This window comes from Caballeronia grimmiae (genome assembly GCF_022879615.1).
Classification (GTDB): Bacteria; Pseudomonadota; Gammaproteobacteria; order Burkholderiales; family Burkholderiaceae; genus Caballeronia; species Caballeronia grimmiae.
This window is the reverse complement of the sequence record NZ_CP084271.1, coordinates 2,209,415-2,232,852: the sequence shown is the minus strand read 5'-3', so window position 1 is coordinate 2,232,852 and position 23,438 is coordinate 2,209,415. Positions and strand designations below refer to the sequence as shown.

The 23,438-nt window shown below is 62.4% G+C and carries 22 protein-coding genes and 1 tRNA gene; 15 read left to right on the top strand and 8 right to left on the bottom strand.

The window, feature by feature from the left end; all coding sequences use genetic code 11:
• Positions 1 to 2 precede the first annotated feature (2 nt).
• From LDZ21_RS10740 to LDZ21_RS10730, 3 genes are all read left to right on the top strand, one after another.
• Entirely contained in the window at positions 3 to 647 is a 645-nt protein-coding gene (locus LDZ21_RS10740) for a hypothetical protein (RefSeq protein WP_244793317.1), read from the top strand.
• Positions 648 to 652: 5 nt separating this feature from the next.
• Positions 653 to 1,915 (top strand): hypothetical protein, encoded by a 1,263-nt coding sequence (locus LDZ21_RS10735; protein WP_244793315.1) that lies wholly within the window; start codon positions 653 to 655, stop codon positions 1,913 to 1,915.
• Positions 1,916 to 2,169: 254 nt separating this feature from the next.
• Positions 2,170 to 3,357 (top strand): FRG domain-containing protein, encoded by a 1,188-nt coding sequence (locus LDZ21_RS10730; RefSeq protein ID WP_244793313.1) that lies wholly within the window; start codon positions 2,170 to 2,172, stop codon positions 3,355 to 3,357.
• Positions 3,358 to 3,374: 17 nt separating this feature from the next.
• Here the strand turns inward: LDZ21_RS10730 and LDZ21_RS10725 are convergent, their stop codons facing one another.
• From LDZ21_RS10725 to LDZ21_RS10710, 4 genes are all read right to left on the bottom strand, one after another.
• Positions 3,375 to 4,748 carry a DUF6538 domain-containing protein gene (locus LDZ21_RS10725; protein ID WP_244793311.1) on the bottom strand — a complete coding sequence of 458 codons (1,374 nt, stop codon included), beginning with the start codon at positions 4,746 to 4,748 and terminating at the stop codon, positions 3,375 to 3,377.
• Between the two features lie 83 nt (positions 4,749 to 4,831).
• Positions 4,832 to 4,916 (bottom strand) — tRNA-Leu (locus tag LDZ21_RS10720).
• A 121-nt stretch (positions 4,917 to 5,037) separates the two neighbouring features.
• Positions 5,038 to 6,198, bottom strand: a complete 1,161-nt coding sequence (locus LDZ21_RS10715) for an ABC transporter substrate-binding protein (RefSeq protein ID WP_244793309.1) — start codon at positions 6,196 to 6,198, stop codon at positions 5,038 to 5,040.
• A 55-nt stretch (positions 6,199 to 6,253) separates the two neighbouring features.
• Positions 6,254 to 7,195, bottom strand: coding sequence for a CysB family HTH-type transcriptional regulator (locus tag LDZ21_RS10710; RefSeq protein ID WP_035960499.1), 942 nt, complete (start codon positions 7,193 to 7,195; stop codon positions 6,254 to 6,256).
• 226 nt (positions 7,196 to 7,421) lie between these two features.
• On the opposite strand from LDZ21_RS10710, the gene LDZ21_RS10705 reads away from it, so the two are divergent.
• The 7 genes from LDZ21_RS10705 (at position 7,422) to LDZ21_RS10675 (ending at position 14,384) form a co-directional block, all read left to right on the top strand.
• Complete coding sequence (locus LDZ21_RS10705) at positions 7,422 to 9,098, top strand: nitrite/sulfite reductase (protein WP_244793307.1); 1,677 nt, start codon at positions 7,422 to 7,424, stop codon at positions 9,096 to 9,098.
• A 10-nt stretch (positions 9,099 to 9,108) separates the two neighbouring features.
• Positions 9,109 to 9,648 carry a DUF934 domain-containing protein gene (locus LDZ21_RS10700; RefSeq protein ID WP_244793305.1) on the top strand — a complete coding sequence of 180 codons (540 nt, stop codon included), beginning with the start codon at positions 9,109 to 9,111 and terminating at the stop codon, positions 9,646 to 9,648.
• Positions 9,649 to 9,651: 3 nt separating this feature from the next.
• Positions 9,652 to 10,383: a phosphoadenylyl-sulfate reductase gene (locus LDZ21_RS10695; RefSeq protein WP_244793303.1), complete on the top strand. Its 732-nt coding sequence runs from the start codon at positions 9,652 to 9,654 to the stop codon at positions 10,381 to 10,383.
• A 92-nt stretch (positions 10,384 to 10,475) separates the two neighbouring features.
• Positions 10,476 to 11,438, top strand: coding sequence for a sulfate adenylyltransferase subunit CysD (cysD, locus tag LDZ21_RS10690; RefSeq protein WP_244793301.1), 963 nt, complete (start codon positions 10,476 to 10,478; stop codon positions 11,436 to 11,438).
• Positions 11,439 to 11,465: 27 nt separating this feature from the next.
• Positions 11,466 to 12,779: a sulfate adenylyltransferase subunit CysN gene (locus tag LDZ21_RS10685; protein WP_404980499.1), complete on the top strand. Its 1,314-nt coding sequence runs from the start codon at positions 11,466 to 11,468 to the stop codon at positions 12,777 to 12,779.
• Between the two features lie 16 nt (positions 12,780 to 12,795).
• Positions 12,796 to 13,548, top strand: a complete 753-nt coding sequence (gene cobA / locus LDZ21_RS10680) for a uroporphyrinogen-III C-methyltransferase (protein WP_244793299.1) — start codon at positions 12,796 to 12,798, stop codon at positions 13,546 to 13,548.
• A gap of 104 nt (positions 13,549 to 13,652) precedes the next feature.
• Entirely contained in the window at positions 13,653 to 14,384 is a 732-nt protein-coding gene (locus LDZ21_RS10675; protein WP_244793297.1) for a TIGR02117 family protein, read from the top strand.
• 103 nt (positions 14,385 to 14,487) lie between these two features.
• Here LDZ21_RS10675 and LDZ21_RS10670 read toward each other — a convergent pair whose 3' ends face one another.
• From LDZ21_RS10670 to lptF, 3 genes are read right to left on the bottom strand one after another with little or no spacing between them, the layout of a single operon-like run.
• Positions 14,488 to 14,853 carry a sirohydrochlorin chelatase gene (locus LDZ21_RS10670; RefSeq protein WP_244793295.1) on the bottom strand — a complete coding sequence of 122 codons (366 nt, stop codon included), beginning with the start codon at positions 14,851 to 14,853 and terminating at the stop codon, positions 14,488 to 14,490.
• A 19-nt stretch (positions 14,854 to 14,872) separates the two neighbouring features.
• Entirely contained in the window at positions 14,873 to 16,021 is a 1,149-nt protein-coding gene (lptG, locus tag LDZ21_RS10665) for an LPS export ABC transporter permease LptG (RefSeq protein ID WP_244793293.1), read from the bottom strand.
• A 3-nt stretch (positions 16,022 to 16,024) separates the two neighbouring features.
• Complete coding sequence (gene lptF / locus LDZ21_RS10660) at positions 16,025 to 17,122, bottom strand: LPS export ABC transporter permease LptF (protein ID WP_035960513.1); 1,098 nt, start codon at positions 17,120 to 17,122, stop codon at positions 16,025 to 16,027.
• Between the two features lie 164 nt (positions 17,123 to 17,286).
• On the opposite strand from lptF, the gene LDZ21_RS10655 reads away from it, so the two are divergent.
• From LDZ21_RS10655 to LDZ21_RS10645, 3 genes are all read left to right on the top strand, one after another.
• Positions 17,287 to 18,834 (top strand): leucyl aminopeptidase, encoded by a 1,548-nt coding sequence (locus LDZ21_RS10655; protein ID WP_035960515.1) that lies wholly within the window; start codon positions 17,287 to 17,289, stop codon positions 18,832 to 18,834.
• 8 nt (positions 18,835 to 18,842) lie between these two features.
• Complete coding sequence (locus LDZ21_RS10650) at positions 18,843 to 19,259, top strand: DNA polymerase III subunit chi (RefSeq protein WP_244794821.1); 417 nt, start codon at positions 18,843 to 18,845, stop codon at positions 19,257 to 19,259.
• A gap of 71 nt (positions 19,260 to 19,330) precedes the next feature.
• Positions 19,331 to 19,681: a DUF2486 family protein gene (locus tag LDZ21_RS10645; RefSeq protein WP_244793291.1), complete on the top strand. Its 351-nt coding sequence runs from the start codon at positions 19,331 to 19,333 to the stop codon at positions 19,679 to 19,681.
• 75 nt (positions 19,682 to 19,756) lie between these two features.
• On the opposite strand, the gene ilvD is transcribed toward LDZ21_RS10645, so the two are convergent.
• Positions 19,757 to 21,430, bottom strand: coding sequence for a dihydroxy-acid dehydratase (ilvD, locus tag LDZ21_RS10640; RefSeq protein WP_244793289.1), 1,674 nt, complete (start codon positions 21,428 to 21,430; stop codon positions 19,757 to 19,759).
• A gap of 106 nt (positions 21,431 to 21,536) precedes the next feature.
• Here ilvD and LDZ21_RS10635 point away from each other — a divergent pair, with 106 nt between their 5' ends.
• Together LDZ21_RS10635 and lgt are read left to right on the top strand one after the other, a co-directional pair.
• The gene (locus tag LDZ21_RS10635; protein WP_244793287.1) at positions 21,537 to 22,493 is read left to right on the top strand and encodes a LysR family transcriptional regulator; all 957 of its coding nucleotides are present in this window, start codon (positions 21,537 to 21,539) and stop codon (positions 22,491 to 22,493) included.
• A 39-nt stretch (positions 22,494 to 22,532) separates the two neighbouring features.
• Positions 22,533 to 23,429 (top strand): prolipoprotein diacylglyceryl transferase, encoded by an 897-nt coding sequence (gene lgt, locus LDZ21_RS10630; RefSeq protein ID WP_244793286.1) that lies wholly within the window; start codon positions 22,533 to 22,535, stop codon positions 23,427 to 23,429.
• Positions 23,430 to 23,438 lie beyond the last annotated feature (9 nt).

The following is a 23,438-nucleotide window of genomic DNA, read 5'->3' as shown; positions in this document are numbered from 1 at the left end:
GGATGGAAGAGCTCCTTCCGTGGGAAGGAGAGGATGAGTTGGTTGAGGTGAAGGAAGCAGCCCTGCAAGCGCAGCACGAAGAGTTACAGAAGGGAGCAGTACGGAAGCCTGTAGGGAACCAAGAGAAGGACGTTCAAGGGGCGATGGAAGCGCTTCCCACGCTGCGGGCCTTCGTGACGAGCATGGGGGGAGTGAATCCCGCGAAGGTACTTGCAGACTTAGAAGCCAGCGGGCACATCGTCTATCGGCTGGGCCAGTACGTTCAGAACGTGAGGAAGGCAGGTAAGGCACAGTTGTTCGTCAGTGAGAAGACCAATGGCAAGCGGGAGCTGTTCGTTACGGATGCCGGGAAGGTGCTGCTTGAGGAGCTAAAGGAAAACGGCACGCTCACCAAGGAGAAGAGCGGGGAACCTTCGGACGAAGAGCGGGTGCAGCGCGCGGCCTACACCAGAAAGCTGAGGGAGAAGCGGGCACAGCGTAGGTTACAGAAGAAGCTAGACCTCGAAGCCCGACAGCCTCAGGTGTTGGCTGACTTGGATGCCAAGATTGAGGCGAGCATCGCCAGGCGAGCGCAGACCAAGGAGCGATTGGCGGCAGCCAGCAAGGCCGCGATGGTCCGCTACTACGAGTCATTGAACAAGGAGTGATGTAAATGGCGGAAGAGGCAGTTAAGGCGCGAGATAAGCATTTCAATTCCCATCGCGTCGCCCGCAGTGATTGCCTTCGTGCTTTGGTGCGGGACATTATCGAGGAGTTGGAGCGGCACGAGCAGGCAACCGGGGCCCGTAAGAGGCAACGGAGGCAGCAAGACCAGGAAGTACATGAGCGCCAAGTGGAATCCCTCGTCTGCGGTGCCGCCTATAGGGAGCTTCAGGAGCCCGGTGGATGGGTGACGGTCTCGCGGTCTAAGCAAGTCTTAGGCAGGTACAACCGCTACCAGTCTATGGTCATGGGGAAGAATCTGCCCAAGGTATTAGACGCCCTCAGCGGCCCCGCTATGGGGCTCTTGGAGGCTTCGGTAGGAGTCGGCGGATCAATCCGCGTGAGAGGCGTACAGACCACATACAGGGCATCGACTACGCTTCTCGCTAGGCTGGCTCCCTTGGGACTCTCGTGGGCTGACTTCGGGCTGCATCAAGACGAGGAGGTAATTGTCTTGAAGGCCCCGAAGGAGAACCACCGGACGAGGGCTAAGCGAATCCAGTACGTGGAGACTGAGCAGACCACCGCCATCCGCAAGGAGATGCAGACCATCAATGAGTGGCTGGAGTCAGCGGACATCGACTACCTTGGAGATTCGTGGGATGTCGATGCTACTGATAGACGCATGCGCCGCACATTCAACAAGGGAAGGTTTGACCTCGGAGGGCGGATGTTCGGAGGCTTCTGGCAGGGTCTCCACAAGCCGGAGCGGAAGGACATTCGGATTGACGGGCGGGAGGTGACGGTGCTGGACTTCAGCCATGTTGGTCCGCGCATCCTGTATGGCATGGCTGGGGCTGTGCCGTGTGGAGATGCCTATGCTGTGCCTGGGTGCGCTGACAACCGGGAGGGAATCAAGAAGGTCTTTGCCGCCATGACCTACGCGGACAAACCTCCGGCCTCGTTTCCGAGGGAGACCAAGTCCCTGTTCCCCCGTAGTGCCCGCATTGGAGAAGTTTGTAAGGCCATCGAGAGGCACCATCCAGAGCTCATCAGTTTGTTCTATACGGGCGTTGGCTTAGAGGTCATGCATCGAGAGAGCCAGATCATGGTCTCCATCATGCTGCAATTGAAGGAACAGGGGATTGTGGGTCTTCCTATTCACGATGCCGTTGTAGTGAGGGAGGATCACGCACAGCAGACAGAGACCATCATGCTGGAGGTCTTCCGCAAGGTGGCAGGCATCGAAGGCAGGGTAGAGGTGGAGAAGTGAGACAGCAGAAGGAGGCAGCATGTAACCCGATGCTGGACCTATGCTCATACACCGGGGCCATTGGTTAGCCTGCTGTGGTCTCTCATGGGTGTTATGTGTGTAGTGGTACTGGTGCATGCACCCCTATACCCAATCAAGTCTCTGTCTATATATCTATGTTCACCCTACGCTACCTTATGTGGGGCCCGTAAGGCACTAGCGTGCCTAGGTGAAGCTCCCGATAATGAGCGGTTAGCAAACCAGAAGGGGACGATATGGAACTTCAACTGATCGGGTCAGTGGAAACGCGCTTGGGGCGTGCGAACGCGATACTGTGCGCTGACGATGACCGGCCAGGAGAAATCTTCCTGCATTTTTGGGGCATTCCGGACCAGCCGCCCACTGCTGTACTCGCGCAGAAATTCGAGGATGATGGAACCACGGCAGCATACCAACCGGTTCTTCTATGGGCAGCCGACTCGATGGGAAAAACCGTTCTACAAACGCAAGTCGGTCCCGAACTCGAACTGTTCCGGTCCATACGCGCGGTTCTAACGAGGATTGGTAGCGAACTGCACGGAAGATGGAGCGATGCGACTGGGCCGGGAGGCGAAATTATCCTGAGGCCTCTAGACCGGGGGGACGGGATCACCAACATCGAACGGTGCGAATCATGGGAGCAATTCAAGCGCTGGACAGGGCAAGCGCGGAGTGCCGGAGCCGTGGCCTTTCGTGGACATGGCAGCAGCGAATTCACGCTGATCGCGAGCTTGTTTAGGACCGGTCGCAGGTCGCTGATGCGCTATTGCAGCCAAACTCTCCGAGACTTCCATTCGCACGTCGAAGCCGTAACCGGCCGCCGTTTCAATCTCAGCGACCCGATTGATTTCTCAACGCTCTTGGCACTTGCGCAACATCACGGGCTACCGACTCCGCTCTTGGACTGGACGGAGTCACCGTATATCGCTGCGTTCTTCGCTTTCGCAGATGCACTCGAATCGGCTTCAGTCCGCCCCGATGCTACGCATGTAAGGATATTCGGACTCACCCGTGCTTTCACTGAAAGTTACTCGCCCTCGATAGTGCATGTCGACTCCATCCAACCTTACGTGAATTTTTTGCAGGTTGGCGCGCGCGATAACCCGCGACTGTACGCACAGCAAGGCCGCTTCACAGTTTCCAACGTTGCCAACTGGGGAGGCTATGTCAGTCAGCTTGCGGCGGAGCGTAACGTCACGTATTTAATGGCGGCAGACGTTCCTATCCGATTTGCTACGGAAGCGCTAGAAGACCTTAAATTCATGGGATTAACCGCCGCGACTCTGTTCCCTGGGCTTGATGGAGTCTGCAGAATGCTGAAGCACGAGATGTCATTCAAGCGTCTTCCATTGCCAACACCTGGGCTGCCAAGCGAGAGCGATGAGGCGACCGGTGACGCTAGTGTTCCGACAATCGGCTCTTAATTAGCTGATGCCGACTGTCATGGTTGCGCCAGCCCTGTAGGGCTGTTGATGGCCTTGTCAAGCCATTCTCGCTTAATGCTCAGCCCATACCCCTTCCCATACTGGGCCGCTTCACCCTGGGTCGCCCAGCCGCCTATTGCGTGCCGAACCTCAGGAGGGCAGTTGACCTCTCGCAGACGGTCGGCCATCGTGTGCCGGAATTCGTGCGCCGTGTGCTCCCACTTGTTAGCGCGTAGCCATTTAGCCACGGTTGCAGATGCGGTATCCGCGTTGCAGCGTTGCTCGTTCGTGTACTTGGGGAATGCGAACCGCTGATCAGGCCGCGCGTTTTCCTTAATTCGCTGTGCGGCCCACAAGGCAGAGCCAAGCAAGGGCACTTCTCGCGCTGTGAAAGTGTTCTTCAGCGTGCGCCAAGGCTGCTCCTGAATGACGATGTGGGGGATGGGGCCATCGAGCACCAGTTCATCAAGTAGCAGCCCGGTCACCTCACCGATACGGGCCCCGGTGTCCGAAAGCAGGGCGATGAGCCATCGAATGTAATCATCCACCTCCCGGCATTTCGCTTGGACTGCCGTGAGCTCTTCGGCTGTGAAGGGGACCCGCTTTTTCGTATCCGAGCCTTCCCCAGCAATCTGAAGGGATTCGAAGGGGTTCGTGCGGGTAAGCTCTTTCTCGCTGATATAGGAGTTGATGACCGCATTGATGGTGCTGAGGCGTCTACGGATGGTGCCAGTCTTGAGGCCCGCAGCTTGCTGCTTGGCCACGAAGGCGCGCGCATCGGTACGGGAGACCGCCTCAACCGGCTTATCACCAACCGCATCAATCAATGTCTTGAAGGCAGCGCGCGAGAAGGCAGCGAACGTCTCATCGTCCCGCTTCTTGTGATGCTCCAGGTAGAGCTCGAAGGCATCGCTAAGGGAATCCTTCAGGGTGCCCGCAAGCATCTGCATGGCGGTGCTCTCGACCGTGGTTAGGTACTCGCCAGCGTCCGCTTCGCGGTAAACCTCCTCATCGCCCGCAGCATGAGCCATGCGCTTCCTATCAAGATGCTCGTGCAGTAGCTCGATGGCCGTTTCCATCTCTTCATCGCGCTCCGCATCAGGTGCGATACCCCATGCCATCAGCAGCGCCTCTGCGTGCTTCTTGGTCGCCTTCAGGGAGGACTCTGGGTGAGCACGAAGGGACAGCCAATCCTTTTCGAGCTGGCGGTTCAGCGCTTCCAGTTTTCGGGCAGCTTCGGCAACGTTAGACGTGTGCAGATTTACCTTCACCGACACTTTGCCGTAATGGTGCTGAAGGTCTCTGGGGATGGGGCGCTGGAAGTAGTAAGTGCTACCGCGCTGATAACAGTACTTCAAGGTGATGGAAAGCACGCCGGAGCGTATCTGCATGATGGTAACCACGTAAGTTACCACAGAAACACGCCCTTATGAGCCGGGGAGGCTTGCTGCGTAAGGCTTTGCGGGAAGAGGAGTGGTGCCCAGGGCCGGAATCGAACCGGCACGCCTTGCGGCGGGGGATTTTGAGTCCCCTGCGTCTACCAATTTCACCACCTGGGCACGCTGTCTTTCTCGACTAAGGACGAACCAGGCGGAACGTCCAAATCGAGTAGTCGGCGATTATGACCCAAATCCTCGCGATGAGCAAGCAGCGGCCGTCCAGCGGCGATGCCGCCGAAGATCACTGGCTCAGATAATTGAACGAGCCGTTCCGAATGACACCCATCACGCTCGCCCGTTGATCCAGCCCGACGTGATCGCTCGCGCTCGTATTCACCACGCCATTGGGCACCACCAGCTCATGCGCGTGTTCCAGTTCCGAGCGCAACGCGACGCGGAATTCCTTCGTGCCCGGCTTCCCGGCTTTCAACGCGCGGGCTACGGCATCCTGCAAACGGGGATACACGCCCGCCGCATCGCCGGCAAACTGCGTGACCGTGCCCTTGCCGTACTTGCCCTCATAGGCTTCGACGAACGCGAGCGCCGCCTTCTTCGACGGATGATCCGCCGGCAGCGTGCGCGCGACGACCACCGGCTGCGTCGGAAAGAGCGTGCCTTCGACATCCTTCCCGCCGAGCTTGATGAACTCCGGCGTCGCGATGCCGTGTGTCTGGTAGATCGCGCCCTTATAGCCGCGCTCGACGAGCGTGCGCTGCGGCAGCACCGTCGGCGTTCCCGCGCCCGCGATCAGCACCGCGTCCGGTTTCGCCGTCATCAGCTTGAGAATCTGGCCGGTGACGCTCGCGTCGGTCCGGTTGAAGCGCTCGCTGCCGACAATCTCGATATGCCGCAATGCCGCGAACTTGCTGAACTCGTTCAGCCAGCTATCGCCGTAACTGTCCGCGAAGCCGATGAAACCCACCGTCTTCACGCCGTGATTCGCCATGTAACGCGTCATCACGTCGGCCATTGCGCGGTCGGTCTGCGCCATCTTGAACGCCCACACCTTCTTGCCTTCCTGCGGCTCGACCACCGACGCGGATCCGATCAGCGTGATCATCGGCGTCTGATACTCGGAAACGGGATCGAGCGCCGCGAGCGCCGCTGGCGTGATGTTCGGGCCGACGATCACATCGACCTTGTCTTCGGTGATCAGCTTGCGGATATTGCGCACGGCCGCGCCCGGGTCCGAGCCGTCATCGAGGATGATGTACTGCGCGTCCTGTCCGGCGATGGTCTTCGGCCACATCAGCATCGCGTTCTTGCTCGTGATGCCGATCGCGGCGGCGGGGCCGGTGCTCGACAAGTCCACGCCCACCTTGATCTGCGCCTGCGCGGCGGCGGCCAGCAAAGCGAGGGCGGCGCCGGCAGCAAGCCGGCGCGTGATCTTCGACAACGTCATCGGATGGTCTCCAGGGAAGTTCGTATTTGTTGTGGCGGCGTTTGCGCCGTCGTATTCAGAGTTCGTAAGTCTCGTGACCGCCGGCGAGCGCCTGTTCGATCAGCTTGCGGTTCATCGAAGGCGACAGCAGTTCGACGAGCGTGTACACATAGCTGCGCAGATAAGCGCCCTGTTTGAGCGCGAGCCGCGTGACGTTGGTGCCGAACAGATGGCCGACGGGCATCGCGCGCAAATGACGGTCGCGCTCCGGGTTGAACGCGATATCCGCCATGATCCCGACGCCCAGCCCCAGTTCGACATACGTCTTGATGACGTCCGCGTCGATGGCCTCGAGCACGATGTCCGGACTCAGCGCGCGCAGCGCGAACGCCTGATTGATCTTGCTACGGCCGGCGAACGCGGCGTCATACGTGATGAGCGGGTACTGCACGAGATCGTCGAGCGTGAGAAGCTTGCGTTCCAGCAGTGGATGCTCGGGCAGCATGACCGCGAGATGCTGCCACTGGAAGCAGGGCAGCGACACGAGTTCCTTGTAATTGGCGATGGCCTCGGTGGCGATGGCGATATCCGCCTGATCGTGGATGACCATCTCCGCGACCTGCGTCGGGCTGCCTTGCAGGATCGAAAGATGCACCTTCGGAAAGCGCTTCTTGAACTCGGCGATGGCCGCCGGCAGCGAGTAGCGCGCCTGCGTATGCGTCGCGGCGATGACGAGGTTGCCCTGATCCTGCGCCGCGTAATCCTTGCCGACGCGCTTCAGGCTCTCGACTTCTTGCAGGATTTTTTCGACGGAAGCGAGGATGATACGTCCCGGCTCGGTCAGCGAGCGCACGCGCTTGCCGTGGCGCGTGAAGATCTCGACGCCCAGTTCGTCCTCAAGCTCGATGATGGCTTTGGAGACGCCGGGTTGCGATGTATACAGTGCTTTCGCTGCTTCCGTCAGGTTGAAGTTCTGCCGCACGGCCTCACGCACGAAGCGGAACTGATGCAAATTCATTTAGAACCCTTCGTTATTACCCGATTGCATATCAAAGTAATTTTTCAGTCGTTTGCAATATATAGCAGGTTTATTACTATCAGTCCAATTTTTCCAATTTCGATAGCTGTTTTTGTCATTAGCAAATGATCGTTCCATCTGAACGACCCGCGCAATGGTGAATCAATGGTTATCTGCGCCGCGTAACCTGGAACGCAGCGCGCACACAAAAACTTGGGGCCCCCGAATGTATCAATACGATGAGGTCGACCAGCGAATCGTCGACGAGCGAGTCGCACAGTACGCCGATCAGGTTCGCCGACGTCTGTCGGGCGAGTTGAGCGAAGAGGAGTTTCGTCCGCTGCGGCTGCAGAACGGCCTGTACATGCAGCGCCACGCGTACATGCACCGCATCGCGATTCCTTACGGCAACCTGCGCAGCGACCAACTGCGCATGCTGGCGACGATCGCGCGCGAGCACGATCGCGGCTACGGCCACTTCTCGACGCGCACGAACATCCAGTTCAACTGGGTCGAGCTCGAAGAGACGCCCGAAATCCTGCGCAAGCTGGCATCGGTGCAGATGCACGCGATCCAGACTTCCGGCAACTGCATCCGCAACATCACGGCGGACCAGTTCGCCGGCGTTGCACCGGATGAGGAAGTCGATCCGCGTCCGTGGGCCGAAATCCTGCGTCAATGGTCGACGTTCCATCCCGAGTTTGCCTGGCTCCCGCGCAAGTTCAAGATCGCGGTGTGCGGCTCGGCGGAAGATCGCGCGGCGGTGCAGATTCACGATCTCGGCGTCTATCTGAAGAAGAACGCGCAGGGCGAAGTCGTCGCGAGCATTCTCGCGGGCGGCGGGCTCGGCCGCACGCCGATCATCGGCGCGGTGATCAAGGAAGACCTGCCGTGGCAGCATCTGCTGACCTACTGCGAAGCCGTGCTGCGCGTCTACAACCGCTACGGCCGCCGCGACAACATGTACAAGGCGCGCATCAAGATTTTGGTGAAGGCGCTGTCGCCGGAGAAGTTCGCGAAGCAGGTCGAGGAAGAGTGGCTGCATCTGAAGGACGGCCCGTCGACGCTCACGCAGGACGAAGTCGAGCGCGTGTCGAAGTTCTTCGCGCCGCCGGCCTACGAGAAGCTGCCGGACACGGACGCATCGTATGAGAAGCATCTGATCGAGAACAAGGCATTCGCGCGCTGGGTCGAGCGCAACGTGCGCCCGCACAAGGTGCCGGGCTATGCATCGGTGACGCTGTCGCTGAAGCCGACGGGCATTGCTCCCGGCGATGCGACCGACAAGCAGATGGACGACGTTGCGGCGCTCGCCGACGAATTCTCCTTCGGCGAGATTCGCGTGTCGCACGAGCAGAACCTGATTCTCGCGAACGTGAAGAAGAACGACCTGTTCACCGTGTGGGAACGCGCGAAGGCGGTCGGTTTTGCATCGGCGAACATCGGCTTGCTGACGGACATCATTTCGTGCCCCGGCGGCGATTTCTGCTCGCTCGCGAACGCGAAGTCGATCCCGATTGCGCAAGCGATCCAGCAGCGTTTCGACGACGCCGACTACGTCTACGACCTCGGCGACCTGTCGATCAACATTTCGGGCTGCATGAACGCGTGCGGTCATCACCACGTCGGCAACATCGGCGTGCTGGGCGTCGATAAGGACGGCTCGGAGTGGTATCAGGTGACGCTCGGCGGCGAGCAAAGCTCCGGCGCGACCGGTGCGCATCTCGGCAAGGTCATCGGCCCGTCGTTCTCGGCGCATGAAATGCCGGACGTCGTGTCGAGCGTGATCGATACGTTCGTCGACAACCGCATCGAAGGCGAGCGCTTCATCGATACGTTCGGCCGCATCGGCATCGCGCCGTTCAAGGAGCGCGTGTACGCATCGCGCCAGGCACACGCTTGAGGATTTGAAGATGACGTTGATTATCAAGAACCGCGCCGTCGTCGAAGACGATTTCACCGTGATCCGCGCCGCCGAAGACGGCGCGCTGCCCGCAGCCGATGCGCTGCCGGCCGGCAAGGTGATCGTGCCGTTCGCGTTGTGGAAGGAACACAAGGATGCGATCGCCGCATCGCGCTCGAAGGACGAGCTCGGCGTGTGGCTCGCTCCGGACGACGAACCTGCGGATATCGCGCCGGACTTCGACAAGATCGCGGTCATCGCGGTCGATTTCCCGGTGTTCCGCGATGGCCGCGGCTTTTCGATTGGCCGCCTGCTGCGTGAGCGGTATGACTGGAAGGGCGAGCTGCGGGCCATCGGCGACGTGTTGCGCGATCAGGTGTTCTTCCACCATCGCTGCGGCTTCGACGCTTTCGCCGTGCGCGCCGACAAGGACATCAACGACGCGCTGAACGCGTTCAACGAGTTCACCGAGCTGTATCAGGGCGCGAACGACAATCCGGAACCGCTGTTCCGCCGCCGCGCCGCGGTGCTCGCCACGCTCGGAGCCTGAGGCATGACGCCAGAATTGCAAGCCAGGGTTGACCGTCTGGATGCGCTGCTGGATTCCATCGCAGCGCGTCACGAGCGCGTCAAGCTAGCCAGCAGCCTCGCCGCGGAAGACATGGTGCTCACGCACGCGATTCTTTCCCGCGGCGTGAAGATCGGCATCTTTTCGCTGAACACCGGCCGCCTGCACGCGGAAACGCTCGGCATGATCGACGCCGTGAAAGCACGTTACGGCTACGACATCGAGCAGTTTCATCCGCAGCCCGATGCCGTCGACGCCTACGTGCGCGATCACGGCGCGAATGCGTTCTACGAGAGCATTGATTTGCGCAAGAGCTGCTGCCATATCCGTAAGGTGGAGCCGCTCAACCGCGCACTCGGCGATGTCTCCGCGTGGGTGACGGGCCAGCGCCGCGAGCAGTCGGTGACGCGCGCCGAGTTGCACGAGGAAGAGCACGACGCGCCGCGGGGCATCGCAAAGTTCAATCCGCTCGCGGACTGGAGCGAAGCCGATGTGTGGGACTACCTGAAGGCGTTCGATGTGCCCGTGAATCCGCTGCATGCGCGCGGCTATCCGAGCATCGGCTGCGAGCCCTGCACGCGCGCGGTGCGTCCCGGCGAGGACAGCCGGGCGGGCCGCTGGTGGTGGGAGTCGCGCGATACGAAGGAATGTGGCCTGCACATGACCAACATCAGCAGCATCAGGATCGTCGAAGAAACTCCCAGCTCGGCGATCTGACCAAAAGACATCGAGGCGCGAAGACGCCGCAGCACAACCCTGTTACCGAACGCGACGCCTTTCTTGGCGCCGCCATAAAAGGATCGACGAATATGAGCACGACGCTCGACCCCAACGTCACGACCCCGATCGTCAACCGGGCGACGCGGATGGACCATCTCGACTGGCTCGAAGCCGAGTCGATCCACATCCTGCGCGAACTCGTCGCGGAATGCAGCAAGCCCGCGCTGCTGTTTTCGGGCGGCAAGGATTCGGTCGTCGTGCTGCATCTCGCGTTGAAGGCCTTCGGCCTCGGCGCGGGCCGCAAGACGGTGCTGCCGTTCCCGCTGGTCCATATCGATACCGGCCACAACTTCGACGAAGTCATCGACTTCCGTGATCGCCGCGCAGCGGAGATCGGCGCGGAACTCGTCGTCGGCCATGTCGAAGATTCGATCAAGAAGGGCACCGTGCGCCTGCGTCGCGAAACCGATTCGCGCAATGCGGCGCAAGCGGTGACGCTTCTCGAGACCATCGAGGAACACGGCTATACCGCGATGATCGGCGGCGCGCGCCGCGACGAAGAGAAGGCTCGCGCGAAAGAGCGCATCTTCTCGTTCCGCGATGAATTCGGCCAATGGGACCCGAAGGCGCAGCGCCCGGAACTGTGGAGCATCTACAACGCGCGTCTTCATGCCGGCGAGCATCTGCGGGTGTTCCCGATCTCCAACTGGACCGAACTCGACGTGTGGCAATACATTGCGCGCGAAAAGCTCGAACTGCCGTCGATCTACTATGCGCACGAGCGCGAGATCGTCCGCCGCAACGGGCTGCTCGTGCCGGTGACGCCGCTCACGCCGGTGCGCGAAGGCGAGACCCCGGAAATGGCGCAGGTGCGCTTCCGCACGGTCGGCGACATCAGCTGCACGTGCCCGGTTTCGAGCGATGCCGACGATGTCGAGAAGATCATCGCGGAAACCGCCGTGACGGAAATCACCGAACGCGGCGCGACGCGCATGGACGATCAGGCATCCGAAGCCGCGATGGAACAGCGCAAGAAGCAAGGCTATTTCTAAGCATCACGTCCAAGGAACGAACGAATCATGAGCATTTATCAAGCCGAAGACCTGGGCGTGTTGCGCTTCATCACGGCGGGCAGCGTCGACGACGGCAAGAGCACGCTGATCGGCCGCCTTCTGTACGACAGCAAGGCCGTGCTGTCCGACCAGCTTTCCGCCATTTCCCGTGCGAAGAACAAGCGCACGGTCGGCGATGAAATCGATCTGTCACTGCTGACGGACGGCCTCGAAGCCGAGCGCGAGCAGGGCATCACGATCGACGTTGCCTACCGCTATTTCGCGACCGCCAAGCGCAAGTTCATCATTGCCGATACGCCCGGCCACGAGCAGTACACGCGCAACATGGTGACGGGCGCATCGACGGCGCATGCGGCGATCATTCTCGTCGACGCGACGCGCGTCACCTTCGAGAACGGCGCGGCGCAACTGCTGCCGCAGACGAAGCGCCATAGCGCGATCGTCAAGCTTCTGGGCCTGCAGCACGTGATCGTCGCGATCAACAAGATGGACCTCGTCGAGTACAGCGAGGCGCGCTTCAACGAGATTCGCGATGCCTACGTCGCGCTCGCGCGTCAGCTCGGACTCGACAACGTGCGCTTCGTGCCGGTGTCGGCGCTCAAGGGCGACAACATCGTGACCGCCAGCGAGCGCATGCCCTGGTATGCGGGCGAGCCGCTGCTGGATCTGCTCGAATTGCTGCCGGTCGCGCAGCCGAACGAACAGGCGCTGCGTTTCCCGGTGCAGTGGGTCGCGCGTCAGGACGGCTCGCAAGCCGACGACTTCCGCGGCTACATGGGCCGCGTCGAAGCCGGCGAAGTGCGCGTCGGCGATGCGATCACCGTGCTGCCGGGCAATCGCCCGGCGACGGTGGCCGAGATCATCGCGCCGGTGCCGGGCGGCGTGAGCCCGGTGGATCGCGCGTTCGCGGGTCAGACGGTGACGCTACGCCTGACCGAAGACGTCGATGTATCGCGCGGCGACACCTTCGTGCCGGCGTCCGCAACCGTCGATCCGGCGAAGAAGCTCGAAGCCGACCTCTGCTGGTTCGACGAAGAGCCGCTTTCGCCGCAGCGCAAGTACTTGCTGAAGCAGACGACCAATACCGTGTTCGCGCGCATCGGCGCGGTGAAGCAGGTGCTCGACGTGCACACGCTGTCGCATTCGGTGGACCGCACGACGCTCGCGATGAACGACATTGGCCGCGTGGCGCTGACGCTGCAGAAGCCGATCGTCGCGGACGCGTACGATACGCATCAGGGAACGGGCGCGTTCGTGCTGATCGACGAGGCGACGCATCACACGGTCGCGGCGGGTATGATTCGCGCAATCGCGGCTTAATGACGGGTGAAATGCGATGGGTAAGGTCTATCTGATCGGAGCGGGGCCGGGCGCGGCGGATCTCATCACCGTGCGCGGCATGCGCCTGCTCGAATCGGCCGATGTCGTGCTGCACGACGCGCTGATCGAACCGGCAATGCTCGACTACGCGCCGCACGCGAAGAAGATCGCGGTCGGCAAGCGTTGCGGGCAGCGCTCGACGGCCCAGCATTTCATCAACAAGCAGATCGTCGATGCGGCGCGCGAGCATGGCGTCGTCGTGCGTCTGAAGGGCGGCGACCCGATGCTCTTTGGCCGCGCCGACGAGGAAATGCGCGCGCTGGAAGCGGCGGGCATCGAGTATGACGTGGTGCCGGGCATCACGGCGGCGCTGGCGAGCGCGGCGACGCTCAGGCGATCGCTGACGCTGCGCGGCGTGTCGCGCAGCGTGGCGCTGGCGACGCACAGCCGCGCCGCCGATAGCGATACGATCCGCGAGCAGGCGAAGGCCGATTCGCTCGTGTTCTACATGGGCCGCGACAGTGCGCCGGACATCGCGCAGCAGCTCATCGACGCCGGGCGTCCGGGATCGACGCCGGTGGCGATCGTCGAGGCATGCAGCACGCCGCGCGAACGCACGCTGACCCTGACGCTCGCGCAAATGGCGCTCGGCGAGGCGCAGGAATGGCTCGATCCGTCGCAGCCGAGTCTGCTGATGATCGGAGAGGCGTTTCGCGAAAGGGCGTCGGCGGTGAAGCCGCGGGTGCATCTGAAAGGGATGGCGGCGTGATGCTGCTTTGAGTTCGCCAGAAAAGCGCACCGGAAGGTGCGTTTTTTCTTTGAGCCGGCGCTGCTGAACGGTTCGCCGGGTATCGCGTTCATCGGTCGTCAGGAATGCCACGTTCTCTTGCGGCTCGTGTCGGCAACGCTGTGCGTTGGGTCAGTCGATGGACGGCGCGTGCGTTGGGGCTCGTCGTTTCGCTGCTGCTGGGCTACGCGCTCGTTGCGCTGGTGGCCGCTATGGCGCCCGGCAACCGTGACTGGCAACCCGTCGCACCCGGCGAGGGCGTCACCATCTGGCTCACGACCAACGGCGTTCATGCCGCGCTTGTGCTGCCGCGCAATGCGGCGGGCGTCGACTGGTCCCGCTATTTCTCGCCGTCGGATACGCGCATGCCCGCTGCGTCGGCGCGATACGACATGATCGAAGTCGGCTGGGGCGATCGCGAGTTCTATCTGAACACGCCGGAATGGAGCGATCTGCGGGCATCGACGGCCTTGCTCGCGCTTTCGGGACGCGGCAGCACGGTGTTGCACGTCCAGTTCATGGCCGCGCCGAGCGTGGCATCGGACGATGCGCTGCCGATTACGATTTCTGTTGCTGCCTATCGGCGCGTGGCGGCGTACGTGCTCGGGACCGCGAAGCTCGATGCCGACGGACAATCCACGAACGTGCCGGGACACCACTACAACGATTACGACGCTTTCTATGAAGCGCGCGGGCACTATTCGGCGTTTCTGACCTGCAATCAGTGGACGCGCAATGCGCTCGACGCTGCCGGCGTGCGAGTGCCGATGTGGGCGCCGTTTGATCGGGCGTTGTTCTGGCAGTTGCGCGGAGGGTAAGCGGTGGTGTGCGGTCAGGCTAGCGCGCGCCGCGTCGAAGTTCGTTGATGACGGGTTCCTTCATGGCGATCTGACACTCGCCCAAACGGCCAAAGCCCAAACCCTAAACCTGCGTCAAGCAATACCTCGCGACCGCGTCGAGCACGCCCTCGTCCTCGCCGACAGCCGTTGCGCAATGAATGACCACGCCCGGATGCAACGCGCGGCAGGTATCGATCACCTGCGGCAAATCACGCCGTACATGCCCGCCCTGGCCGAAGAAAACCGGCACGACGGTGATCGCATCGCAGCCATCGGCGGCTTGCGCGGCGACCGCAGCGGGCAAATCCGGCGTCATCAGTTCGAGAAATGCGAGCGCAACCGGATCGCCGCGCAACGAACGCAGCTTCGCAGCAAGACGTTCGAACGGCTCGGCCCAGCGCGGATCGCGTGCGCCGTGGCCGAACAGGATGATGCCGTGCTTGCCCATCACGCTCTCCCGAAAAGACTCAGTGCCGTTCCACCCACTTCAGGCCCAGCAAGCCGATCGCCAGATAGGCGAGGGCGGGCGCCGCCGCCGTGATGGGCGCAGGCCACGTATTCAACGTGCCGATGTGCGAGAAAAGCGTGTTGAACAACTGGAAGCTCATGCCGATCATGATGCCGCCGAACACCTTCACGCCGACGACGCCGGCGCGCGTATGCAAGTATGCAAACGGCAGCGACAGCACCAGCATCACCAGCACCGCGAACGGATACAGAATCTTGCGCCAGAACGCGATCTGATACCGCTGCGTGTCCTGATGATTCTCCGTCAAGTGCTGGATATAGCGGAACAGATTGAACATCGACATCCGGTCGGGCGACACCAGCAACACCGACAGAATCTGCGGCGTCAGCTCGGAGCGCAGCGAGTATTCGGGCAGCGCCGTCTCCTTCGCGCGATACACCGGATTGAGCGCATCGCCCGGATTGACGGCTTGCGGCTGTGCGTCGATCAATTGCGTTTCCGTGACGCCAGTCAGCTTCCAGTGGCCCGGCGGCTGAAACACGCCGCTCCTGGCGACGCGCACGTTCGACAGCCGAAACTTCGAATCGAATTCGTAGATGCGCACGTTGGCGATCGTCGTATCGGGATTGAGCGTGCCCACGTTGACGAAGCGCGTGACCTGTTCGCCGTTTTCCTTCGCGGTCAGCGTGTCCTTCACCCACACGCCCGACTGGAAGTTCGACGATACCGACGACCCCAGCGCCTCCAGCCGCACGCGCTCGGACAACTGGTCCGAGTACGGGCCGATCACTTCGCCGATCAGATACGTCACGAGCACGAGCGGCACGCCGATCTTCAACAGCGATCGCAACGCGGTGCCCGTCGACAGCCCCGACACGCGGAAGATGGTGAACTCGGACGCCGCCGCCATCTGCGCGAACACGTAGATCGCGGAAATGAGCGCCGCGACAGGGATGATTTCGTAGAAGCGCGACGGCGTCTGCAACGCGACGCGCAGCACCGCGAGTGTGAACTTGTAGTTGCCGTGTCCGACCGTGTTCAGCTCATTGATCAGGTCGAAAAAGAAGAACAGGCCCGAGAACGCAAACAGGATGAAGATGAACGCGAGATAAATCTGGCGCGCGAAGTATCGTTCGTAGATGCGCATTGCTTACGCTCCCTTCGAGCGCGTGAACATCGCGCGCGTGAAGAGCGGCCGGTTGCGCACCCGCAGCCAGAAGATGAACGCGACGACCGCGCTCACCAGAATATGCAGCCCCGCGATGCCCACGCCGAACGAGAGCTTGCCTTGCTCGATCCACGACTGCACCACGTTCAGCAGATTCGAGTACGTCAAATAGATCAGCACGGCCATCACGAGATTGATGGTCCGGCTTCGGCGCGGATTCTGATAAGACAGCGGAATGGCAAGCAGCATCAGATTGATGGCGATGAGCGGCAAGCCCAGCCGCCACGCGAATTCAGCGAGGTTCTGCTGGGTCGGATCGGCGAGCAGATCGGGCGTGGAGATGCCCGTCGTCGAGGGCGTGTTGATCACTTGACGACTCATGATCTTCACGCCGTAACGCGCGAATTCCATGATCCGGAAGTTGGGCTGGCCGGGCTCGCCATCGTAACGGCGGCCGTTTTCCAGCACGATGAAGCGGTCGCCGTCCGCACGCGTTTCGGTGTGGCCGTTCTTCGAGACGATCACGTTGACCTTGCCGCCTTCGGTGCTCGTCACGAATACGTTTTCCACATGCCCCTGATCCGGCGACATCTTCTCGATGAAGAACACGCGATGGCTCGACGGCGATTCGCGGAACTGCCCCGGCGCGAGCAGCGACACTTCATCGCGCTGCTGAAAGCGCGCCTTGATGAGCTTGCTCTGCTGGTTCGACCACGGCCAGCCGACGAACGCGAAGAAGATGATGAGGATGATGATCGGCGTGGAAAACGTGGCGATCGGCTTGATGAGCTGCGTCTGGCTGACGCCCGAGGCGAGCCACACGACCATTTCGGAATCGCGATACCAGCGCGTGAGCACGAAGAGGATCGAGACGAAGAGCGTCACGATCAGCATGACGGCGAGATAGCCGATGACCGTGAGCCCGATCAGCACGACGACGTCGCGCGGGTCGACCTGGCCCGACGCCGCGAAGCCGACGATGCGGATCATCATCGTCGTGAGCATGATCGTGAGCAGCACCATGAACACGGCGCCGGCCGTATACGCGAGTTCGCGCTGCAGGGAGCGTTCGAAGATCATTGAATTTTGCTTGAGGCCGGCGGCGGCAGCGTGGCTATTCGTTCTACAGACGCGAGGTTCGACGCTTCGTTCCCTTGCGTCGTGAGCCTGTGACCGCCGCGGTGAAAATAGCGGATAATTGCGGCTTTCATCCTTCAGCCCAGATTTTACCGAGGATAAGCGCGATGGACTTTAGCATAAAAGCCTGTGATTGGAGCAAAGGCGAGGCAAATGGTTTCCTGACGGGGAAAGCCGATGTCGTCGTGCTCGGCGTGTTCGAAGCACAGACACTTACAGGCGCGGCCCGCGTCATGGATGTCGCGACGAAAGGGCTGATTTCGCGCGTCGTCAAGGCGGGCGACATGAGCGGCCGCGCCGGCACGACGCTGATGATCCCCGAAGTGACGGGCATCGGCGCGGCGCGTGTGCTGCTCGTCGGCCTCGGCAAGCAGGACGCCTTCAATCAGAAAGCGTATGGCGAAGCCGTGCGCGCGGCATGGCGCGTGATCCTCGGCACGAAGATCGGCCAAGTCACCTTCACGCTCGCTCAACTGCCGATTCTCGAACGCACCGGCGACTGGGGCGTGCGCGCGGCCATCCTCGCGCTGCGCGAGCTGACCTACAAGTTCTCGCAGATGAAGAGCAAGCCGGAAAACGGCGAGCGCTCGCTCAGAAAGATCGTCTTCAGCATCGATACCGCCGACGAGAAAGCGGCGCGGGTCGCGGCCAAGCAAGGCGTCGCGATCGCGAACGGCATGGACCTCACGCGCGATCTCGGCAATCTGCCGCCGAACGTCTGCACGCCGACCTATCTCGGCCAGACCGCCAAGCAGCTTGGCCGCGACTGGAAGCTCAAGGTCGAAGTGCTCGGGCAGAAGCAGATCGAGGCGCTGAACATGGGTTCGTTCCTGTCGGTCGCGAAGGGATCGGTGCAGCCGCCGCAGTTCATCGTCATGCATTACCAGGGCGCGGGGGAGCCGGTCAAGGCGCGCGGCAAGAATGCGTCGAACGCGTCGAATGCGCCGATCGTGCTCGTCGGCAAGGGCATCACGTTCGATTCCGGCGGCATCTCCATCAAGCCCGGCGAGGCGATGGACGAGATGAAGTACGACATGTGCGGCGCCGGCTCGGTGTTCGGCACGATGCGCGCCGTCGCGGAAATGGGTCTGAAACTGAACGTGATCGGCGTCGTGCCGACCTGCGAGAACATGCCTGCGGGCAACGCATTGAAGCCCGGCGACATCGTCACGGCCATGAACGGCACGACCATCGAAGTGCTCAACACCGACGCCGAAGGCCGCCTCATTCTCTGCGACGCGCTCACTTACGCTGAACGCTTCAAGCCGGCGGCCGTCGTCGATATCGCGACGTTGACGGGCGCGTGCATCATCGCGCTGGGTCATCACAACACGGGCCTCTTCTCGAAGGACGATGCGCTTGCGGGCGAACTGCTCGACGCATCGCGCGAGGCCGTCGATCCGGCGTGGCGTCTGCCGCTCGACGACGAGTATCAGGAGCAGCTCAAGTCGAACTTCGCGGATGTCGCGAACATCGGCGGGCGTCCGGCGGGCAGCGTGACGGCGGCGTGCTTCCTGTCGCGTTTCGCGCAGAACTATCCGTGGGCGCACCTCGATATCGCCGGGACCGCGTGGAAGAGCGGGGCGGCGAAGGGCGCGACGGGCCGGCCGGTGCCGCTGCTGTCGCAATTCCTGATCGATCGCGCGGGGCAGTGAGCGAAACCGTGACGCGCATCGACTTCCATACGAATGTCGGCGATCCGCTCGCCTATGCGTGCCGCCTCGCGCGCAAGGCGTACGCGAGCGGGCGGGCGCTCGTCGTGCTTGCCGAGCCGCAGCGTCTTGCCGCGTTCGACGAGCAGTTGTGGACGTTCGCGCCGCTCGAGTTCGTGCCGCACTGCATGGCCAAGAGCCCGCTCGCGCAGGAAACGCCGGTGGTGCTGGCATCGGATCTCAACGACGTGCCGCATCACCAGGTGCTCGTCAATCTCGGCGCGCCGGTGGCCGCGCAGTTCGCGCGTTTCGAGCGGCTGATCGAGATCGTCGGCAACGAGGGTGACGAACTGGCCGCCGGGCGCGAGCGCTTTCGCTTCTATCGCGATCGCGGCTACGCCATCGAAACGCACAAGCAAGGCGGCTAAGCGAACAGTGCGTGGCGGTGCGCGTGCGTTAGCATCGGCGCACGGAGACCTCTGACGACCCATACAAGACCATGACCGACACCACGAACACGTCCGATTCCTTCGATCCATCCATTCCCGTTCTCACCGATGTCGTCGTGCCCGGCAAGCCGGAATTCGCGCGGGCGGCGACGGCTGACGAAGCGACGGCCGCCTACGAGGCGGAACTCGTCGCGCAACGCTTGCAGGGGCGCGTCACGCAGTTTCTGAACGGCGATGCGCGCGCGCTGATCGAAGCGCGTTGTCAGGACGTGCTGCGCGCACATTCGGCGAGGCTCGTGCAGGACATCACGCGCGAAGTGGCGGTCGCGCTGGAAGCGCATATGCGCGAATGGGTGAGCGTCGCGGTGGAAGAGGAGTTGCGGCGGCAGCGGGAGGCTTGAGCGGGACGAAGTTCAAAAGACAAAGGGGCGCATGTGCGCCCCTTTGTTATTGCGTGCTACGGATTGCGACGTCGATCAGCCCGTCACCGCCCCGCGATTCGCCGGCAACGCCAGCGTGGCGTACTTTGCCAGCACGCCGCGCGTATAACGCGGGGCCGGCTTCTTCCACGCCGCACGCCGACGCGCAATCTCCGCGTCGTCCACGTTCAGTTGCAGCAGCAGCTTGTGGGCATCGATGGTGATCGAATCGCCCTCTTGCACGAGACCGATGGTCCCGCCCGCGAACGCTTCGGGCGCGACGTGGCCGACCACCATGCCCCACGTGCCGCCCGAGAAGCGCCCGTCGGTGATGAGACCGACCGATTCGCCCAGACCCTTGCCAATGATCGCCGATGTCGGCGCGAGCATCTCCGGCATGCCGGGGCCGCCTTGCGGGCCGAGATAGCGCAGCACGACGACATCGCCGGCCTTGATCTTGTCCGCGAGAATGGCCTCCATCGCGGTCTGCTCGTCGTCGAACACGCGCGCCGGGCCGGTGATGACCGGGTTCTTCAAGCCGGTGATCTTCGCGACCGCGCCGTCTTCCGCGAGATTGCCGCGCAAAATCGCGAGGTGGCCCTGCTTGTAGAGCGCCTGCTCGATCGGAAAGATCACCTTCTGATCCGCGCGCGGCTTGCCCGGCACGTCCTTCAGTTCCTCCGCGAGCGTGCGGCCGGTGATCGTGATGCAATCGCCGTGCAGAAGGCCTGCGTCGAGCAATATTCTCAGCACTTGCGGGATGCCGCCCGCCTTGTGCAGATCCGTGGCGACGTACTGGCCCGACGGCTTCAGGTCGCAGATGACCGGCACTTTCTTGCGCATGCGCTCGAAGTCGTCGATGGTCCACTCGACTTCCGCCGCGTGCGCGATCGCCAGATAGTGCAGCACCGCGTTGGTCGAACCGCCCGTCGCCATGATCAGCGCGACCGCGTTCTCGATCGACTCCTTCGTGATGATGTCGCGCGGCTTCAGATCCTTCTTGACCGCTTCGACCAGGACGCGCGCTGATTCAGCCGCCGAGTCGACTTTCTCGTCGTCGGGGTTCGCCATCGTCGACGAATACATCAGCGACATGCCGAGCGCCTCGAACGACGAGCTCATCGTGTTGGCGGTGTACATGCCGCCGCACGATCCGGTCGACGGACACGCGTTTTTCTCGACGCCCTTGAAGTCTTCTTCCGACATGCGGCCAGCCGTGAATTCACCGACGGCCTCGAACGACGACACGATGGTCAGGTCCTTGCCCTTCCAGTTGCCCGGACGAATGGTGCCGCCATACACGTAGATGCCCGGCACGTTCATGCGCGCAAGGCCGATCATCCCGCCGGGCATGTTCTTGTCGCAGCCGCCGATCACGACCACGCCGTCCATCCACTGTCCCTGCACGGCAGTCTCGATACAGTCCGCGATCACCTCGCGCGACACGAGCGAGTACTTCATGCCTTCGGTGCCCATCGACATGCCGTCCGAGATCGTCGGCGTGCCAAAAATCTGCGGGTTCGCGTCGGACCGCCTGATCGCGGCGATGGCGGCGTCGGCGAGGCGCTGCAAGCCCGCGTTGCACGGCGTGATGGTGGAATGCCCGTTGGCGATGCCGATCATCGGCTTGTCGAAGTCTTCCTCCTTGTAGCCGAGGGCGTAGTACATCGAACGGTTGGGCGAGCGCGCGACGCCCTGGGTGATGTTTTTCGAGCGGCGATTGAACGGCATGATGGGGGCTCCGTGAGAATTTTTGGTCTAGTGGCCCAAGAATGAAGCGTCGGCTTGTGCCTGTCCAATATATTATTCAAGGCTTATTAGGTCGCAAAACATATCAATGGAAGAGCGGAATCCGCCGATCGAGATGCGCCTGCTGCGCTACTTCGTGACGGTCGCCGAAGAAATGCATTTCGGCCGCGCCGCCGCGCGCCTTGCCATGACGCAGCCGCCCCTCTCGCAAGCCATCCGCGCGCTCGAAGACGCGCTCGGCGTGGCGCTGTTCGCGCGGACGAAGCGCACGGTCGAACTGACGGCGGTCGGCAAGGACTTGCTGCCCGAAGTGCGCCGGCTGCTCGCTTCCGCCGACGCGCTGCGTCCGCTCGCGCAATCGCTCGCGCGAGGCGAGGCGGGCGTGCTGTCGCTCGCCTTCGTCTCGACGGCGGATTACGGCCTGCTGCCCGCGCTGCTGCGCGATTTCGGCGCGCGCTATGCCGGCGTGCGGCTGCAACTGACGGAAGCGACGAGCGACGTGCAGATCGAGGAGCTCGTCGCGGGCCGCATCGATGCGGGCCTCGTCATTCCGCCGCTGCCGCCCCGGCACGCGATGTCGCTGTCGTATCTGCCGATCGCACGCGAACCGCTCGTCGTCGCGATGTCGGCGGAAGCGGCCGCGCAGTTGCAGCAAAGCGCGGCGGAATGGGCCGACACGCCCGTCGACCTGCGCGATCTGGCTGCCGCGCCGCTCGTCGTGTTTCCGAGGCGTCTCGCGCCGGGCTTGTATGACATCATCATGGGTTGCTACGCCGCGGCGGGGCTGACGCCGCGCATCGGGCAAGAGGCGATTCAGATGCAGACTATCGTGAGCCTCGTGTCGGCGGGCATGGGCGTCGCGCTCGTGCCGCAATCGCTGCGGCATCTGCGACGCACGGGCGTGGTGTATCGTCCGTTGCGGCCGGTGGCGGATGCGCCCGTTGTCGAAACGGGGCTCGTGTGGCGCGCGGCGGAGGTGAGCCCGGTGCTTGCCGGGTTCATCGAGATCGTGCGTGCGCGGGCCGCAGCCGTCTCTGCTTTATGATTCGTGCCTGACTTCCCGCTTTGCTTTGACTTTCTTACGATGCTCATACATCCCAATTTCGATCCCGTCGCCATTCATCTCGGACCGCTCGCCGTGCGCTGGTACGGGCTCATGTATCTGGTGGCGTTTATTTCGGCCATCGTCATTGGCCGGCTACGGCTGAAGCTGCCGTTCGTCGCCAATCAGGGCTGGACCGCGAAGGACATCGACGACATGCTGTTCTACGGCGTGCTCGGCACCATTCTCGGCGGGCGCCTCGGCTACGTGGTGTTCTACAAGGCGAGCTACTACCTGTCGCATCCGCTCGATATCTTCAAGGTGTGGGAAGGCGGGATGTCGTTTCACGGCGGCTTTCTCGGCGTGACGCTCGCGATGGTGCTCTTCGCGCATCAGCGCAAGCGCACGTGGCTGCAGGTGACGGATTTCGTCGCGCCGATGGTGCCGCTCGGTCTGGCGGCGGGGCGCCTTGGTAACTTCATCAACGGTGAGCTGTGGGGCCGCGTGACGGACCCGGCCGCGCCGTGGGCCATGCTCTTCCAGCATTCGTCGAACGATGACGCCGTCTGGCTCGCGAAGAATCCGCAACTGGATGCGCAATGGCATCTGAGCGAAGTCTTCCAGCGGTATCAGATGCTGCCGCGCCATCCGTCGCAGTTGTACGAAATCGCGCTCGAAGGCATCGTGCTGTTCATCGTGATCTGGACGTTTTCGCGCAAGCCGCGTCCGATGGGCGCAGTCTCGGCGCTGTTCCTGATCGGCTACGGGCTCGCGCGCTTCACGGTGGAATTCGCACGCGAACCCGACGATTACCTCGGCCTGCTCGCGCTCAATCTCTCGATGGGCCAATGGCTTTCGCTGCCGATGGTCATCGTGGGCATCGTCCTGATGGTGTGGGCGTACAAGCGGCATCGGCGCGTGCCGGCCAACGCCGCCTGAACCGGCGGC

Excerpts from the sequence above, each read along its gene's own strand:
- LDZ21_RS10740 (WP_244793317.1), top strand. The coding sequence starts at position 3 with ATGGAAGAGCTCCTTCCGTGGGAAGGAGAGGATGAGTTGGTTGAGGTG.
- LDZ21_RS10735 (WP_244793315.1), top strand. The coding sequence starts at position 653 with ATGGCGGAAGAGGCAGTTAAGGCGCGAGATAAGCATTTCAATTCCCAT.
- LDZ21_RS10730 (WP_244793313.1), top strand. The coding sequence starts at position 2,170 with ATGGAACTTCAACTGATCGGGTCAGTGGAAACGCGCTTGGGGCGTGCG.
- LDZ21_RS10725 (WP_244793311.1), bottom strand. The coding sequence starts at position 4,748 with ATGCAGATACGCTCCGGCGTGCTTTCCATCACCTTGAAGTACTGTTAT.
- LDZ21_RS10715 (WP_244793309.1), bottom strand. The coding sequence starts at position 6,198 with ATGACGTTGTCGAAGATCACGCGCCGGCTTGCTGCCGGCGCCGCCCTC.
- LDZ21_RS10710 (WP_035960499.1), bottom strand. The coding sequence starts at position 7,195 with ATGAATTTGCATCAGTTCCGCTTCGTGCGTGAGGCCGTGCGGCAGAAC.
- LDZ21_RS10705 (WP_244793307.1), top strand. The coding sequence starts at position 7,422 with ATGTATCAATACGATGAGGTCGACCAGCGAATCGTCGACGAGCGAGTC.
- LDZ21_RS10700 (WP_244793305.1), top strand. The coding sequence starts at position 9,109 with ATGACGTTGATTATCAAGAACCGCGCCGTCGTCGAAGACGATTTCACC.
- LDZ21_RS10695 (WP_244793303.1), top strand. The coding sequence starts at position 9,652 with ATGACGCCAGAATTGCAAGCCAGGGTTGACCGTCTGGATGCGCTGCTG.
- cysD (WP_244793301.1), top strand. The coding sequence starts at position 10,476 with ATGAGCACGACGCTCGACCCCAACGTCACGACCCCGATCGTCAACCGG.
- LDZ21_RS10685 (WP_404980499.1), top strand. The coding sequence starts at position 11,466 with ATGAGCATTTATCAAGCCGAAGACCTGGGCGTGTTGCGCTTCATCACG.
- cobA (WP_244793299.1), top strand. The coding sequence starts at position 12,796 with ATGGGTAAGGTCTATCTGATCGGAGCGGGGCCGGGCGCGGCGGATCTC.
- LDZ21_RS10675 (WP_244793297.1), top strand. The coding sequence starts at position 13,653 with ATGCCACGTTCTCTTGCGGCTCGTGTCGGCAACGCTGTGCGTTGGGTC.
- LDZ21_RS10670 (WP_244793295.1), bottom strand. The coding sequence starts at position 14,853 with ATGGGCAAGCACGGCATCATCCTGTTCGGCCACGGCGCACGCGATCCG.
- lptG (WP_244793293.1), bottom strand. The coding sequence starts at position 16,021 with ATGCGCATCTACGAACGATACTTCGCGCGCCAGATTTATCTCGCGTTC.
- lptF (WP_035960513.1), bottom strand. The coding sequence starts at position 17,122 with ATGATCTTCGAACGCTCCCTGCAGCGCGAACTCGCGTATACGGCCGGC.
- LDZ21_RS10655 (WP_035960515.1), top strand. The coding sequence starts at position 17,287 with ATGGACTTTAGCATAAAAGCCTGTGATTGGAGCAAAGGCGAGGCAAAT.
- LDZ21_RS10645 (WP_244793291.1), top strand. The coding sequence starts at position 19,331 with ATGACCGACACCACGAACACGTCCGATTCCTTCGATCCATCCATTCCC.
- ilvD (WP_244793289.1), bottom strand. The coding sequence starts at position 21,430 with ATGCCGTTCAATCGCCGCTCGAAAAACATCACCCAGGGCGTCGCGCGC.
- LDZ21_RS10635 (WP_244793287.1), top strand. The coding sequence starts at position 21,537 with ATGGAAGAGCGGAATCCGCCGATCGAGATGCGCCTGCTGCGCTACTTC.
- lgt (WP_244793286.1), top strand. The coding sequence starts at position 22,533 with ATGCTCATACATCCCAATTTCGATCCCGTCGCCATTCATCTCGGACCG.